Genomic DNA, 16,724 nt, shown 5'->3' with positions numbered 1-16,724 from the left:
AACAGGTGCGCCAGTTTAATATATGTTCACATATTCTTAATGCACAATGATGCTTAACGCATTCAACAAATCAGCCTGCTTCACCGGCTTGGTCAGGACCGCATCGAAGACTTCCGCTTCATGTGGATCGATATGCATGCCATACGGGATCAGAACAATGACCGGTGAATCTGTAACCAAGCGCTTCAGCTTGTGTACAAAATCCACAGCACCACCCTCCAACAGTCCCATATCCACAACGGCCACATCAGGCTTAAAGCCCTTCTGAATCCAGTCGTACGCTTCGGTGGTAACTGAGGTCATATGCACATCCATCTCCCATCTGCGCATCAGGGAAGAGGCCCCTTGCAGAATGTCAGGGTCCTTGGCAAGCAGCACCTTTTTGCCCTTCAGTCGATGCTGAATATTGGCAAGCTGAGGCAGTTCCCAATGTCTGCGGAGCGGCAGGCAGATCTCGAATTCTGTCTCCTTGTCTCCCATGCCATGCACCTGAATACGGCCGTTCATTAGGATGGCAAGATTCTGGCTGACCGCCAAACCGAGATTGGTTCCTACCAGCTTCTGTGTACTTATATTTCCATCCAAATTGTTAAATGATCTAAGCTTATTGTCCGAAGACAACATACGTCCGGTGTACTTCACATGGAGTTGAAGCGTACCTGCCTCCTCTGCATCTCCACCAGCTACGGTTGCCGTAACCAATACCGAACCTGTCCGTGTTGAATCTAGAGCATACTGAATGACATGGGCCAATAGTTGCCCGATCTTGATCTCATCCCCGACAAAAACCTGGGACACATTCAGATCAAGGTTCAATCCCAGCTCAATGTTCTTGCTCAGCGCCAGTCCCGCATAGAGATAAACGGTATTCTCAATCGTGGCTACCAGATCAAATGGATCATCGTGTACAACCGTTTTGCCTGCGTCATTGACGTTAAAACTCATCATATTATTCAGCAGGGAGAGCAGTATGTTACCGCTGGTTTCAATCATATTCACATATTCTGCCTGCTCGTCCGACATATCTGGTGTACGCATCAGATCCGTTAATCCCAGAATGCCGTTCAGCGGATTACGTATTTCGTGGCTCATCAGCGACAGCATCTGCGTCTTGGTCATTGCCTCAGACTCCGCACGTTCCTTCTCTGCCTGCAACTGCTCTTGTAGTTGCTCCGAATCACTCAGCTTCTGTTCCTGAACTTGCAGCGTATCTTCCAGATCCACAACATATCCGAGAAAAACGGCCATGGCTTGCAGTGTTTTCATATCCGTTTCACTGATCACATAATCAGGGTCATCCATCAGACAGATCGTGCCGAACGTTTCCCCGGATCTCCGCATAATGGGAATCCCCACAAAGAAACGATTGCCCAGTCCGCTTGTTACGTCCATTGATTTCGTAAGGGGATGTTCACATGTATCCGTGATGATCAGACTGCTGCCCTTATCTCTTAAGACCAAGCTGCAATATGACGCTTCAAATGGAAGTTCACTACCTTTGGCGATCAACTCTTCCTCGCGGTTAAAAGCTTCCATAATAACATTCGTCACGCCATCATTCGTGGCAACGAAAATGGTGTTCACCTTTAATATACCGCTTAATACATCTACAATATGGGATGCGGCTTCCTGTATATTTTCATAGAAGCCCCTTGTAATGCCTAACGTTCCCATGATTCACCCCTCTTGTTTTAGCTGCACTTCAAATCCGTATCCCACAGTATGATTCAATCGATTAACGAGGGATCAAATGTTCCAAAACAGCTGTCACAAACTATTCATATATGAAGTTTTCTATCCTTTTTTCAAGCATCGTCAACTGAACTTGCACGGTAAATAGAAATTATACGCTTACCCTCCAGCTTTGAAAACATTTATCATTCAGGGCTATAAATCATGACAGTCGATCAGCCTCTCCCATGTGATCATTATCACACCTAAATAACAATATATAGTTTATAAATGGATAAAGAAACTCTACATGTAGTGTTCAATGAATGGACATTATCCCTATACAATTTCAATTTCATTATTTAGGAGGAACTGATATGAACATGCTTGAGTATGCCTCTCCACCGGCATCTGATCTTCTATCTGACCTGGGAAGACGAATTATTGGTGCTGAAGATGCCGATACGCTGAGGGAGAATGCCAATCTGAACGGAGACTCGTTCAGCGGCAAGATGAGCAGGCTCGGTTCGGAGACCGCCAAGTGGCATGCTCTGCGTCATGTGTTGCCTAAGGAGCTCGCTCTAGCTGTGGAGAACGGCGATCTGTATGTACACGATCTGGATCAGTATGCCCTTGGGACGACCAACTGTATCTTTATTCCGTTTGACCGACTGCTGGCCTCCGGATTCAATACCGGCAACGGTTCGGTTCGTACACCACAGACAATCATGTCTGCCATGGCACTGGTGGCCATTATTTTTCAATCCCAGCAAAACAGCCAGTACGGCGGTGTATCCGCCAATAAAATCGACTGGGATCTCGCACCTTATGTGAAGCGTTCGTTCCGTAAGCATTATCGGAAGGGGCAACGGCTGTTTGGGGAGATTTCCCCAATTGAGGATGAGCAACTGCATCTGGATAGCGATGAAGCAAAGGAGAAGTGTCCTCGAGCCTTCGCCTTTGCCTGTGAAGAAACGGAACTGGAGACCGAACAGGCTGCCGAATCTCTGATCCATAATCTGAACACCATGAGCAGTCGTGCTGGGGGACAGATTCCGTTCACTTCGCTGAACTACGGGCTGTGCACTTCAGCCGAAGGTCGGCTCGTGTCCCGGTCGTTGCTGGAAGCAACCATTCGGGGACTGGGTAACGGAGAAACGCCCGTGTTCCCACAACATATTTTCCAGTGCAAGCAAGGAATTAATCAATCTGAGGGAGATCCGAATTACGACTTGTTCCGGCTTGCTGTGACCTGCTCCTCACGGCGCATGTATCCGAATTTTGTCAATGTGGATGCTTCCTTCAACCTTCCCTATTATCAACCGGAAGATCCCGATACGATCATTGCGACGATGGGATGCCGGACACGCACACTGGCTGATCGCTTCGGACGCAATCGTCAGAGCGGCAAAGGCAATCTGTCCTTTAACACCATCAATCTGGTCAAGCTCGGCATTCGATATGGGATCTGCCAGGGAGCAAGAGCCATCGCTGACCGGGCTGGCTTCTATACGGCGCTGGAATCCGTCATGCACAATGCTACGGATGGACTGCTGCACCGGTATCGAATTCAGACGAATCAGCCTGCCAAAGCATCGGACTTCATGATGCGGGAAGGAGTATGGGAAGGCGGTGAACAATTGGCTCCAAATGAACCAGTGGCTGACCTGTTGAAACATGGTACGTTATCCCTTGGTTTTATCGGACTTGCTGAATGTATGACCGCTCTATATGGCCGTCACCATGGACAAGATCTCCATGTACATCATGAAGCCTTGAATATCATTCGTACGATGAGAGAGTTCTGCGACCGGATGAGTGAGCAGCATAACCTGAACATCACCTTGTTCGCTACGCCCGCCGAGGGACTGTCCGGCAAATTCACCAAGATTGATCGTGAGCGATACGGCAGCATCGCGGGGGTCAACGACCGGGAATACTACACCAATTCATTTCACATTCCGGTCTATCATTCCCTTCCTGCCTATCGCAAGATTGAATTGGAAGCTCCCTTCCACTCACTATGTAATGCCGGAGCGATCTCTTATGTCGAACTCGACGGGAACGTAAGGGCCAATACCGCCGCTTTCCAACGAATCGTGCAATACGCGCTGGCCCAGGACATCGGGTATTTCTCCATTAATCATCCGATTGACCGTTGTCCGTCCTGTGGTTATGAGGGCGTTATTGGAGATGTATGTCCCGGATGTGAGGCTCATGAAACCCACGTGCATTTCCAGCGGCTGCGCCGGGTGACGGGATATCTGACCGGTGACTATAAAGTGCGCTTCAATGGAGCGAAGCAGGCCGAAGTGAGAGACCGGGTGAAACATCGGTGAATCTGTATGGATACATTCCGGAATCGGTGAATGAGGGGCCTGGCCTGCGTGCCGTGTTGTTCATCAGCGGATGCCGTCATGCCTGTCCGGGCTGCTTTAGCCCCGGCTCATGGAACTTCCGTGCAGGCGAACCTTTTACGGAGGAGCGGCAGCAGCAGATTTTGCATGAGGTAACCTCGCATCCCTTGCTGGAAGGGGTAACGTTATGCGGAGGTGATCCTTTTTTCTCTGCGGCAGAATGCGCATCCTGGGTTCGGCAGCTTCGGGCTGCACGACCTGATCTGACTGTATGGGCATACACGGGGTTTGTGTATGAGGAATTGATTACAGACCCGTCACGGGCGGAGTTATCCCAGCTATGCGACGTCATTATCGATGGGCCTTATATCGCAGCTGAACGTGATGTGTCTCTTCCTTTTCGTGGCAGTCGTAATCAGCGCATCGTTAATGTGGGTGCAACAATGGCAGGCCGGACAATCGTTACCATGCAGTTAGATGCATGGTAACGATTTTTTTATTTGAGGGGGATCAAGCACAGCGTGGGCGATGATATGGTTCATTTTAAGGAGTCAAATCTGCCAATATATCTAGGATTCATAGAGCAAATTTTATTTCCGATCGGATTAATGATATATGTTGCAAGCCCTTAGGTTATCGTCTATGATTGGTAGCATAAGAGCAAGTATACGACGATTGCATCATGATACAATCTATCATCTATGCTTGGTCGCCAATTTCATAGCCAGAGATGTGTACGCACATTTCTGCACACGGAAACAGGTGCCTACCGCGCTACATGCGTGGTCAGGCTTAAAAGGGAAGCACGGTGTAAATCCGTCGCGGTCCCGCCACTGTATACGGGGAGTCTGTGCATATAATCCACTGGTGTAACCACCGGGAAGGAATGCATATGACCATGATCCGCAAGCCAGGAGACCTGCCTGTTTCGACAGCATCGCATGACCTACGGAAGATAGGAAGGTGTTAGAGCAACCGCTACAACTACTTATAGCAGGTGTTCTTTCCCATTCTATCTTTGTGCACAGTCGTCATTCATGATGCCTGTTTCTCGGGGTATGGAATCGGAAGGAATGCCTTTTTTTGATGCTTTCAAAAGAAACACACCACAATAGCTTCAACTTGATGAGTTTACCTATTATAAATGAGGAGGAATTTTACATGTCGCAATCACAGCAACAACAGCCACAAGTACTGACAGGCAACCTTGGTTACCCCCGTATCGGTGCGGGACGCGAATGGAAAAAAGCACTGGAGTCCTTCTGGGCTGGCCGAATCGATGAATCTACGCTTCATCAGGAGCTGACCACACTTCGGTTGCAGGATCTGAAGAAACAGCAGGCACAGCAGCTCGATCTGATTCCTGTGGGCGACTTCTCCTACTATGATCATATTCTTGACGTATCTGCGATGTTTGGCGTCGTTCCTGAGCGCTTTAACCATGCAGGCGGACCGGTATCCGTTTCTACTTATTACGCCATGGCCCGGGGTAATGATCAGGCAACAGCCTGTGAGATGACCAAGTGGCTGAACACCAACTATCACTACATCGTTCCTGAGATTAATAATGATACTGCATTTGCATTGCTTGAAAATAAACCCCTTGCCGCCTATCGCGAAGCGAAGCAAGAGCTTGGGCTGGAAGGTAAACCGGTCGTAGTCGGTCCGTACTCGTATGTACGTTTCGCCAAAGGCTATGACGCGGAACGCTTCGCAGAGATCGTCACACGCCTCGTTCCCGTATACGCCCAGCTTCTGTCTGAGCTTCAAGCAGAAGGCGTACAGTGGGTACAGATCGACGAGCCTGCTCTGACGCTGGCTGCCTCTTCCGAAGATGAAGCCTTGCTGCAACAGGTGTATACTTCCTTGGCACAAGCTGCACCAGAATTGAAGCTGCTGCTTCAAACGTACTTCGAATCAGTGGAAGCTTATCCGGTCGTGACAGCACTGCCTGTTGCCGGAATCGGCCTGGACCTGGTCCACGGCTATGAAGGCAACCTCGCCAGCCTGCGGGAGCATGGCTTCCCGCAGGATAAATGGTTGGGCGCCGGTGTCATCGACGGGCGCAACATCTGGCGTGCCGATCTCGCAGAGACGGCGAAGCTGCTGGAGCAGGTGGCTGAATTCGCAGCCGAAGGCAAGCTGATCATTCAGCCTTCCTGCAGCCTGTTGCATGTACCGGTTACTGCCGCTCAGGAGAGCGCGCTTGATCCGGTACTGCGCAATGCCCTGGCCTTTGCCGACGAGAAGCTGGAGGAAATAGCGACGCTCGGCACGTTGTTGTCCGGCGGTGCGAAGCAGGCGGACCAAGCAGCGGCTTTGGCTGAAGCCAGCCGCCGCGCCCAGGCAAGCACCGAAGCGGTGCGCCTGCTGAGCGAGTCCGAATCACGGACACGCCTGAGTGGTGCGCCTGCAGGGGTGCATGCTGATGAGCAGCTGCTTCGCAACGCGTCATTCCATGAGCGACGCGAATTGCAGCAGCAAAAATGGTCGCTCCCGCTGCTGCCAACAACAACCATTGGCAGCTTCCCGCAAACGGCAGACGTGCGCAAAGCACGTGCACTCTTCCGTAAAGGGGAATGGAATGCGGAGCAATATGATGCCTATGTACGTGAACAGATCCAAGAATGGATTACTATCCAGGAGGAAATTGGTCTGGATGTGCTGGTACACGGTGAGTTCGAACGTACCGATATGGTCGAGTTTTTCGGTGAGAAGCTGACCGGATTCGCCTTCACCAAAAATGGCTGGGTACAATCTTACGGCTCACGCTGCGTGAAGCCACCTGTAATCTACGGAGATGTACTGTTCAATGAACCGATGACGGTGAAAGAAACGGCCTATGCCCAGACACTGACCAGCAAACCGGTGAAAGGCATGCTCACAGGTCCGGTAACGATCCTGAACTGGTCCTTTGTCCGCTCGGATATTCCACGCAGTGAAGTATCCTACCAAATTGCTCGCGCCATTCGCGACGAGGTTGAAGCGCTCGAGCAAGCAGGCATTGAGATGATTCAGGTCGATGAGCCAGCTCTGCGTGAAGGACTTCCGCTCAAACGGAGCAAGTGGGATGAGTACCTGCAATGGGCCGTGGAATCCTTCCGTTTAGCTACTGCTACCGTAAAACCAACAACGCAGGTGCATACCCATATGTGCTACTGCGAGTTCGATGATATTATTGAAGCCATCAGCGACCTGGATGCAGATGTGATCTCGATCGAAACATCCCGTAGCCATGGGGAACTGGTAGGCAGCTTCGAGCAGAATACGTATGACAAAGGCATCGGACTCGGTGTATACGATATCCACAGTCCGCGTGTTCCAGGCAAGGACGAGATGTTGAATATGATTGAGCGTGCACTTCAAGTGCTGCCAGCAGATCTGTTCTGGGTAAACCCTGACTGCGGACTGAAAACACGTGGTAAAGCGGAAGTTGTAGATGCATTGAGCATCATGGTGGATGCTGCTCGTACAGCAAGAGAACGGGTAACCGCTGATTCTTCAATCTAAACAAAGCTTGAGAATGCAAATAAAAGCCTCCGAATTCCTTCGGAGGCTTTTTTCATTTACTATCATTCTATTTGTTTATCTGGCAATGTCTTTTTTATCCGACTTAACGAATCTCGAAATGGCTGACACGTACTCCTGCGTCATTTCAACGTGTCCTGCCAGTTACCGTCCGGTACACCCGGAACAACCATGCAGAAGCTAAAAGTATTTGAAACTGCAGCTAACTCTTCTAAAGGATCATATATTATCATTTCTCTCTATTTTATTCCTTATTGCATGACGATATATGATATAGGCAGTTATTAAATAACAATTTAAAACAATCGTTTATCAGATCAGAAAATTGAGGAGATGGACCTTTCCAATGGATATGATTCAATCACTAATCGCATGTATGCCCTTTTTTCGGGATACGATTCGCCAAGATGTAACCCTTTCCATTATTGACCGGGAGAAATTCCTGTATTTTTCCGCAGGAGAGTCGTTAAAACAACTAGAGTTCAAAGCAGGTGATCCACTGCTCGAGCCTAATCGTGATTTTGCCGATCTGAAAGGTGGTACGGACAAACAATTTGATCATTACCCGAAGGAGTTATTTGGAGTGCCGTTTGATGTCGCCTACCTTCCGATCAAAAATGAACAGGGCGAGGTCATCGCTATATTCAACCTGCTCTATAGTATGGATGATCAGGATCAGCTGCAGCAGCTCATGAATGCTACCGAAAACCTGACCAACCAGTTGATTGACAGCGTTCAGCACGTAGCTGCACATTCGGAGGAGCTGAGCGCCACCACCGAAGAAATTCGCAACAACTCCAAACAAGCTGTACAGAAATCAGGCAACGTGACTCAGGTCGCCAGCTTCATCCGTGAAATCTCGGAACAAACGAATCTGCTCGGCCTGAATGCCGCCATCGAAGCTGCTCGTGTCGGTGAAGCAGGTGCAGGATTTGGCGTCGTCGCCAAGGAAATCCGCAAGCTGTCCGTAGATACAAAGGAAGCGACCACGCGTATTGAAGAGTCCCTCCTCTCCGTCCGCCAATCCATTCAGGGGATGGAGAATGAACTTGGGGAGATTACCGCGAGTTCTCAGGAGCAAGCGGAACTGGTTAACAATTTTATGAGCACGATTGAGCAGTTGAATGCAACGAACCAACAATTGAAACAATTTGTGCACAAACTGATTACATTTGACGGAAAGTAAAAAGGAAAAAGAAACTCCTAACCCACTCAACCAAATGCACAAACAAAATCCTCCGAATCTCTTCGGAGGATTTTTCATTTACTATCATTCCATTTTGGTCATGGTCATCTTGCTAATGTTATTCTATCCGACTTAATGAATCTCGAAATGGCTGACACGTACTCCTGAGGACAACATGAGGTATACATCCTGTTGACCTGATACACCTTTCAGGTCTGCCTTAACCGTGGACCACTGCTGTGCCTTACCCTGTGCCAGCTCCACGCGTCCTGCCAGTGTACCGTCAGGTGCGCCCAGTCGAATTTCCAATACCGCATCTGCCTGCTCTGATGATACACGAGCTTCAAGCGCTGCTGCATTGCTTCCCAGATCTGCATCCTTGAAGGCAATCCAGCCTTGTTCACCAATCACACGGACAGAGGCTCCGCCTTCTTTGCTCTCATCCAGATCCACACCGAAGTATGCATCGTAATTTTCGGCGCGAGTAGCCACACCCAAATTACGTGAAGGAATAGTCTCCCCTTGTACCGTCAGGTCAGCAACAAGCTGAACATCAGCAGAAGATTTGCCCACCATAATGGAGTAGGTACCGCTTTCGACCACATAGCGATCACGGGTTACATCCCAGATCGCCAGTTCCTGAACTGGCAGTGTGAAGCTGACTTTCACTGTAGCCCCAGCTTCAATATGAAGACGACGGAAACCTTTTAACGTTTTGAGTGGACGTTTAACACGGGACTGCCCGGCACGCACATACAACTGCACAACCTCATCACTGGCGATCGTTCCTGTATTCGTCACATCCACATGCACAGTAATGGTCTCTTCGACTCCAGCTTGGGCCGGGTTCAGCTCCAAATTACTGTATTTAAACGATGCATACGTTAATCCATGTCCGAATGGATATAGTACATCACCTTCAAAATACTGATACGTACGTCCGGATTGAATGATATCGTAGTCTCTGATATCGGTCAGCTGATCTGCCGATTGCACCCACGTCATATTCAGGCGGCCTGCTGGTGCATAATCGCCATACAATACGTCAGCCACAGCGTTCCCCAACTCTTGTCCTGCATGGGATGTATACAATACAGCCGGAATGTTCTCCTGCACCCAGTTGGACGTGAACGGGTAACTTCCCACGATAACTACAACGGTATTTGGATTCGCTGCATAAACGGCTTCAACCAGACGCTGCTGGGATTCAGCCAGGTCCAGACTTGGGCGGTCGATCTCTTCTTTACCATTCACAAGTGGATTGTTGCCGACAAATACAATCGCTGTCTCCGCTTCCTTCGCGGCCGCTACCGCTTCCTCCAACCCATTCACCACAATATCCTTTTTGAACGTTTCCGTAGCACCGAAAGATTTCAACTCTTCGGATACCGCAAACGCATCGTTTCCATTATTGGGTGCCGTTACTGTTTTACCGTTCCAAGTCGTCAGCCCCACGCTTCCGTCCTGTTGTGGCAACAGATGGAATACTTCCTTCACAAACCAGCCATATACTTCATCCGCCGATGCCGTAACCGTTTCTTCATCCGTCGTCAGGTATTTCCCATTACTGTCTGCCTTCAACGTGTAACTGCCAAAGCCCCAGTCACTCACTTTAAATGTCTCAGCATTCCCTGAAGCAATGATGGATGATTTCTCATCCTCAGCCAATCCGACAGCCTTACCGCTTGCCACTGAAGTCAATGTAATGCGGTCATTGCCATCCTTGAATGCAACCTTGTCGCCGCCTACTTTGCCACTGATCGCTTCAAGCGGGGATACGCTATATGGCATGGTGCCTGCATACCAGTCACGATAGACTGTTCCGCCCAGTTGGCCAATCACGGCCACTTTGCCGGATTTTGTTTTATCCAGTGGAAGCGTGCCTTGATCATTTTTAAGCAATACAACTTGTTCTCTCGCTGCTCTCAGTGAAAGGGCCTTCGCCTTCTCCGTCATCATCGCTTCTTCACCAATCGAAGCATATGGATTGCCCTCAGCCGGATCAAATTCACCTAGACGGAAACGCACACGGAACGTATTGAACAACGCCAGATCGATGTCTTCCATTGTGAGTGTACCTTGCTCCAGCCCTTCACGCAGCGCCTGCTTCGACAGATCCGCATCATCGGTAATACTGTCAATTCCGGCTTTGACGGACTCCACTGTTCCTGGTGTGTGAGAATCATAGTATTTATGATCGTTCTTGATCCCCATGACATCCCCTGCATCACTCACGATGAAGCCATCCATGCCCCATTCGCCCTTCACAATCTCGTTTACAAACGGATGCAGCAATGCCGGTGTACCATTAATAGAGTTGTACGCGGTCATCATTGATTGTGCGCCGCCCTCTTTGAACGGTTTCTCGAACGCTTTCAGATAATATTCACGCATGTTGCGCGGATCAATACTTGATGAACCACTGCCACGATCCACTTCATTATTGTTTGCAAGGAAATGCTTCAACGTAGCAACCGCCTTGTAATACTTCGGATGGTCGCCCTGGATTCCCTTAACCAGCGCCGTTGTCAGTTCAGCAGTCAGTTCCGGGTCTTCACCATAAGCTTCTTCGTTCCGCCCCCAACGTGGATCACGCTCCATATCAACCGTAGGTGCCCACAGAGTCAGACCGTTTACTGCTGGATTGCGTTTATAAAATACACGTGCCTCGTCTCCGATCACGGAGCCGATCTCTTTCATCAGGTCCGCATCCCAGGTACACGCCAGCCCTACTGGCTGCGGGAAGGAAGTCGCTTCGCCAAGCCAGGCCAGACCATGGGCTGCTTCTGTACCGTGTTTATATGCTGCGATACCCAGTCGTTCAACTGCGGGTTGGTATTGCAGCATCGATTCGATTTTCTCATCTTCCGACAGACGGGACACGAGGTCCTTTACACGTGTATCCAGTTCGATCGTTGTATCCTGAAACGGATATTTCGTTTGGTTGGTCATAATATGGAATCTCCTTTGGGAATTCATTGATTTATTTAGAATGATAGCGGATACATAATTGATAAATTAATACGATGTATTCTTGACATATCCGAGCTCACGATTCGAAGATTTAACCTTTTAGAACAAGCACTTTACGAGCCGTCGTTAACTCTTCATTTCATTTACTAAAACGGTTTCGGTAAATCTATCATATAGCATGTTTAGCAAAAAAAACAGGGGGGCTTCACAGGAAAATGTGAACTTTCCTCAGGAAAGTATGCGGACAATCGTTTTATTCTGGCACAGTATGGTAATCATGGATAGGAGTATAGATATGACGTACTTATTGAGCTAAGCATAGTCCTTAATGAAGAAGAATATTGAAGGAGGAAAATCAAGTGAGTGAGCATCAACAGCCCCCGACAGGTTTGCCTTCCATACCGGAATCCCTGTGGAGAGCGACAAACACATTCAATGAATATCCGAAACTGACAGAAGATACAACAGCCGATGTAGCCATTATTGGTGCAGGAATTGCAGGTATCACAACAGCTTATTTGCTGGCCCAGACGGGAATGAGCGTGGTCGTGCTTGAAGCTGGAAAAGTACTGGATGGCACAACAGGCCATACAACGGCCAAGGTATCGGCACAGCATGGCGTGATATTTGATGAATTGCTTCATCATTTTGGAGAAGAACAGGCCCGCATGTATTATGAAGGCAATGCAACAGCCGCCAAGTGGATGCGCGATCTGGTAAAAGAGAAACAGATTGATTGCCAGTGGGCAGAGGAAGAAGCCTATGTCTACATTCAATCCGAGGAGAATCTCAAGAAGCTGGAGATTGAGCTGACTGCCTATGGCAAGCTGAATATTCCTGGTCAATGGGTTGATCCCCTTCCCATCCCTGTTCCGGCCAGAGCAGGTATTAAGATGCCGGGACAAGCTCGCTTTGACCCGCTTAGTTATTTACATTATCTGCTGGAATCCGCAGTCAAGCAAGGTGTCCGCATCTACGAACATACAACGGTAACCGATGTGGAGGAAGATGCCTCGCTACATGTGCGGACATATGAGAATGGTCCATCCGTAACGGCCGAACATGTCGTTGTTGCCTCCCATTTCCCGGTCTATGACCCCGGATTTTATTTTTCACGGCTGCACGCCGAGCGTTCCTATGCTGTTGTTGTTGAACCTCAGAAACCTTTCACAGGTGGCATGTATATCTCTGACGATAAACCCTATCGATCCCTGCGTACTGTCATTCATAAAGGGAAGGAACACATCCTCTTTGGAGGAGAAAATCACAAAACCGGACAGGGCATATGCACTGTCGGTCATTATGAAAATTTGGAGCGTTATGCAGCCGATACATTTGGCATTCGCAACATCCCTTTCCGCTGGTCAGCTCAGGATCTGATCTCCATCGATAAGGTCCCTTACATTGGGCCAATTACCGGACGACATGAACGTGTCTATGTGGCTACCGGCTTTGCCAAATGGGGCATGACCACAGGAACGATGGCTGGACATATCCTTACAGACCGGATTACTGGACGAGATAACTCTTACGCAGCAGTATTCGATCCTGCAAGATTCAAGGTAGACCCTGGTGTGAAAAACTTCCTTGTAGAGAATGTCAATGTAGCCGCGGAACTGATCTCTGGCAAAGTCGGCATTATTCACAAGAACACGGGAGAACTCGGCAACGATGAAGGGGCTGTTGTTCGCCATGACGGCAAACGCGCTGGCGCCTACAAGGACCCGACTGGCAAACTCTTTCTTGTGGATACCACCTGCACCCATTTGGGTTGTGAAGTGGAATGGAATGCCGGGGAACGTTCATGGGATTGCCCATGCCACGGATCACGTTACGATTACGCGGGCAAAGTCATTGAAGGACCTGCCGTTAAAGACCTTAAGATGCTGGAAGCACAAGAATAAACCAAGCTGATACCCCCATCAGCGTATATCTTCATCCCATAGACCCGGATCGGAATCCGCCTTCAGACGGAAGTAACCGATTCGGGTTTTGCGTATGCTGATCTATAGATAAAATAGCGAGAAAACGAAGTTAATCCAACTTAGCGGGACATCGTGATACGGAACTATTTTAAAATCACTACCTTGCATTAAACAGTACCGGATGCTATGATGAATTTACAACTACTGAACAATACACACTAGTGATTGGATAGAGCAACAAGGAGGAACCCAAGTGAATGTTAATATTCAATTCAAAAAAGGGGTGCTGGAACTATGCGTCCTCGTGTTAATCAACCGCCAGGATCGTTACGGCTACGAACTGGCTCAGGCTGTATCCCAGCATATTGAAGTGGCGGAAGGTGCGCTGTATCCCCTTTTGCGAAGATTGGTCAATGACGGCTATTGTACGACTTACCTGCAGGAATCCAGTGAAGGACCACCACGTAAGTATTACAAACTGTCTGATACCGGCCGTGACTATATGAAGACTCTGACGAATGAATGGAATGGTTTTGTGCGCAATGTCGCAAATCTTATAGAGGAAGGTACCCCCAATGAATAGACAACAATTCATGCAGGCAATGGAGATTCATTTAAGACCGATGGACCCGCTGGAACGGGCAGAATTGCTCGCTGATTATGAACAGCATTTTGAGATGGGATTAAGAGAAGGAAGACCGGAAGAAGAGATTGCACGGGAACTGGGGCATCCGATCGAGATTGCCAAAGAAGCGCTCGGTGACCGGTATGATGCACAAACGCCAGGATCTGATCCGTTCTACGCACGGACATTCGAAGAAATGCGTTCACAGCAAAAGAAGGGAAATCGAGCTGCACGCAACTTCTTCACGGCAATCGGACTTTTTTTCCTGAACATTATACTGGCGATTCCACTAGGACTGACTCTGTGGTCGGTATGGCTCACGATTGCCAGTTTGTCGCTGCTGGTCGTAGCCCCGGTTGCTGCTGCTGTAGATTTCTTATATCTCGGCCATTTCGAGTATTCTGAATTATTTGTTTCGATTGGAGTATTCGGTATAGGCATTCTATTCGCCATTGCGACAAAAAGGGTGTTTACAGCCTTTAAGTTGATCACTCTTCAGTATATAAGATGGAATCAAAAGACGATGAAGGGAGATGTCTAATCATGAGCACCAAAAAATGGATCGCTTTAGCGATACTATGTATCGGCATCGGTTTGCTCGGAACCTCCATATACGGAGTTCAGTTCGGAGACGAGAGAGAACCCTACTCCAAACGTTGGGAATTCAAAAATGATGAGCTGCACAATATCATGATGAATGCCAACTTAAGCGCAGATATTGAATTCGTTGTCAGTCCCGATTCCAATGGCTACATTGAAGTCGACGGAAAGTGGGACCCGGCCACCATTGAAGGTTTTAAACAGGCTTCGATCACGGATGGAACCTTTACGTTAAACCAGGAAGAGCGTTTGCGTTTGCAATTTTTCACCCTTTATTGGAATAATCAGCAGCAAACGATCACGGTTGCGCTACCTGAAGGACATCAGCTGGATGAAGTTAACATCGTCTCTTCTTCCAGTGATCTGGATCTGAAGGGCCTGCATGCCAATACCTTGGACCTTAACACTACGTCTGGAAGCATTCACCTTCAGGACATTACCGTACCAACCATTCAACTCGATCTAACTTCAGGAGACATTAAAGCTGCGGCAATTGCGGGGGATATGCAAGTCAAACAAACGTCCGGAAGTTTCACGCTGAATGGCATTGATGGCGATGTGACCCGAAGTGTACAGTCAGGAGATACCAAAATTACGCAATTGAACGGTGCAGCAAATGTTAAGTTCACTTCTGGCAGTGTGAAGATCGAGCAAGAAGTTTCCGGTTCGATTGATGTATCGGGACAGTCAGGAGATATTTCCATACAGGCAGCGCCCGATTTTGACGGCATTTACGATGCACAGGCCACTTCCGGTGATGTAAATATACCTGATTCCCCCATGGTAAGCCGTGAGGTCATCAAAGCTCGCACTACCTCAGGCAGTATCAAAATCAAACAATCATGATGAAGCAAATATTCGAACTGTGGGTAATATAGTATAATTAAATGCTAGTCCAATTCTAAGGAGGAGTTACCCACATGGAACTTAAAAATAAAACGGCTGTCATCACTGGCGCCGGTAAAGGTATTGGCCGTGCCATTGCTGAAGCACTTGCCAAGGAAGGTGTACATCTCGGCCTGATCGCTCGGACGGCCTCCGATCTTGAGGCTCTCCAGCAATCGCTGAGCCAGGAATATGGTGTAAAAGTAACCAGTGCTATTGCGGATATTTCCGATCGCACTCAGGCTGAAGCAGCCGTAGCTGCGATTGAGATGGAGCTTGGCGCAGTCGATATTCTGATCAACAATGCAGGCATTGCAAGCTTCGGCACACTGCTGGATATGGACCCGGAAGAGTGGGAACGTATCCTGCATGTTAATGTCATGGGTACATACTATGTAACTCGTGCCGTACTGCCAAGCATGATTAAGGAAAGCAGCGGTAGCATTATCAACATCGCCTCCACCGCAGGCGAGCGTGGATTCGCTACAGGCTCAGCTTACTGTGCTTCCAAATTCGCACTGCTCGGCATGACCGAATCCCTGATGCAGGAAGTGCGCAAATCCAATATCCGGGTTACTGCGTTAACACCAAGTACAGTGAACACGGAGCTGGCAACCAATGCCGGACTCAAAATTGGAGACGAAGACCGCATGATGCAAGCGGAAGACGTAGCTGAACTGGCTTTGGCGACGCTCAAACTGTCGGACCGTGTATTTGTTAAAGCCGCAGGCATCTGGACAACTAATCCACAGTAAGCAGGAGTAGTCAGACCATTTATAAAGAACAATGAATGACGGAAGCAACCATTTCTAATGATGCACTCCGTCGCCATCCGGCCGCCCGAGAAACCTCTGGGCGGCCTTTTACATATTCAGCAGCCGCCATCGTGTCCGAATACGATTCATCACGCTGAATCTCTACCCTTATGATTAATGCAGCGTTACTTCTCTCATTCTCCATTCCGCGATTCTCTG

The 16,724-nt window shown here is 48.7% G+C and carries 12 protein-coding genes and 1 riboswitch; of the genes, 9 read left to right on the top strand and 3 right to left on the bottom strand.

Features of this window, described 5'->3' with window-relative positions:
* Positions 1-36: 36 nt before the first annotated feature.
* Positions 37-1,674, bottom strand: a complete 1,638-nt coding sequence (locus tag AC4PM4_RS10920) for a hybrid sensor histidine kinase/response regulator (protein ID WP_491613598.1) — start codon at positions 1,672-1,674, stop codon at positions 37-39.
* 374 nt (positions 1,675-2,048) lie between these two features.
* Between AC4PM4_RS10920 and AC4PM4_RS10915 the strand changes: the two genes are divergently transcribed.
* The 4 genes from AC4PM4_RS10915 to AC4PM4_RS10900 all read left to right on the top strand — a co-directional run bounded on the left by AC4PM4_RS10915 (position 2,049) and on the right by AC4PM4_RS10900 (position 8,742).
* The gene (locus AC4PM4_RS10915) at positions 2,049-4,010 is read left to right on the top strand and encodes an anaerobic ribonucleoside triphosphate reductase (RefSeq protein WP_491613597.1); all 1,962 of its coding nucleotides are present in this window, start codon (positions 2,049-2,051) and stop codon (positions 4,008-4,010) included.
* On the top strand, positions 4,007-4,516 hold the full coding sequence (gene nrdG / locus AC4PM4_RS10910; RefSeq protein WP_063567215.1) for an anaerobic ribonucleoside-triphosphate reductase activating protein: 510 nt from the start codon (positions 4,007-4,009) through the stop codon (positions 4,514-4,516). The genes AC4PM4_RS10915 and nrdG overlap by 4 nt, the downstream gene beginning before the upstream one ends.
* Positions 4,517-4,771: 255 nt before the next feature.
* A riboswitch (cobalamin riboswitch) is annotated at positions 4,772-4,969 on the top strand.
* Positions 4,970-5,189: 220 nt separating this feature from the next.
* Positions 5,190-7,538: a 5-methyltetrahydropteroyltriglutamate--homocysteine S-methyltransferase gene (gene metE, locus AC4PM4_RS10905; RefSeq protein ID WP_491613596.1), complete on the top strand. Its 2,349-nt coding sequence runs from the start codon at positions 5,190-5,192 to the stop codon at positions 7,536-7,538.
* 364 nt (positions 7,539-7,902) lie between these two features.
* Positions 7,903-8,742, top strand: a complete 840-nt coding sequence (locus tag AC4PM4_RS10900; protein ID WP_063567213.1) for a methyl-accepting chemotaxis protein — start codon at positions 7,903-7,905, stop codon at positions 8,740-8,742.
* Positions 8,743-8,874: 132 nt separating this feature from the next.
* On the opposite strand, the gene AC4PM4_RS10895 is transcribed toward AC4PM4_RS10900, so the two are convergent.
* Positions 8,875-11,694, bottom strand: a complete 2,820-nt coding sequence (locus tag AC4PM4_RS10895; protein ID WP_491613595.1) for a glycoside hydrolase family 3 C-terminal domain-containing protein — start codon at positions 11,692-11,694, stop codon at positions 8,875-8,877.
* A 380-nt stretch (positions 11,695-12,074) separates the two neighbouring features.
* Here AC4PM4_RS10895 and AC4PM4_RS10890 point away from each other — a divergent pair, with 380 nt between their 5' ends.
* The 5 genes from AC4PM4_RS10890 (at position 12,075) to AC4PM4_RS10870 (ending at position 16,505) form a co-directional block, all read left to right on the top strand.
* A complete protein-coding gene (locus AC4PM4_RS10890; protein WP_063567211.1) occupies positions 12,075-13,619 on the top strand; it encodes an FAD-dependent oxidoreductase in 1,545 nt (514 codons plus the stop codon).
* Positions 13,620-13,893: 274 nt separating this feature from the next.
* A complete protein-coding gene (locus AC4PM4_RS10885; RefSeq protein ID WP_063567210.1) occupies positions 13,894-14,223 on the top strand; it encodes a PadR family transcriptional regulator in 330 nt (109 codons plus the stop codon).
* A complete protein-coding gene (locus tag AC4PM4_RS10880; RefSeq protein WP_064641806.1) occupies positions 14,216-14,806 on the top strand; it encodes an HAAS signaling domain-containing protein in 591 nt (196 codons plus the stop codon). Before AC4PM4_RS10885 ends, AC4PM4_RS10880 begins: the two co-directional genes overlap by 8 nt.
* A gap of 2 nt (positions 14,807-14,808) precedes the next feature.
* Complete coding sequence (locus AC4PM4_RS10875; RefSeq protein WP_491613594.1) at positions 14,809-15,711, top strand: DUF4097 family beta strand repeat-containing protein; 903 nt, start codon at positions 14,809-14,811, stop codon at positions 15,709-15,711.
* Between the two features lie 74 nt (positions 15,712-15,785).
* The gene (locus AC4PM4_RS10870) at positions 15,786-16,505 is read left to right on the top strand and encodes a 3-ketoacyl-ACP reductase (RefSeq protein WP_064641804.1); all 720 of its coding nucleotides are present in this window, start codon (positions 15,786-15,788) and stop codon (positions 16,503-16,505) included.
* Between the two features lie 19 nt (positions 16,506-16,524).
* Here the strand turns inward: AC4PM4_RS10870 and AC4PM4_RS10865 are convergent, their stop codons facing one another.
* Complete coding sequence (locus AC4PM4_RS10865; RefSeq protein WP_143806550.1) at positions 16,525-16,710, bottom strand: hypothetical protein; 186 nt, start codon at positions 16,708-16,710, stop codon at positions 16,525-16,527.
* Positions 16,711-16,724 lie beyond the last annotated feature (14 nt).

Source organism: Paenibacillus sp. MDV22-iso6, assembly GCF_058408365.1.
The sequence above is the reverse complement of the archived record's forward strand: the minus strand, read 5'-3'. Positions and strand labels throughout refer to the sequence as shown.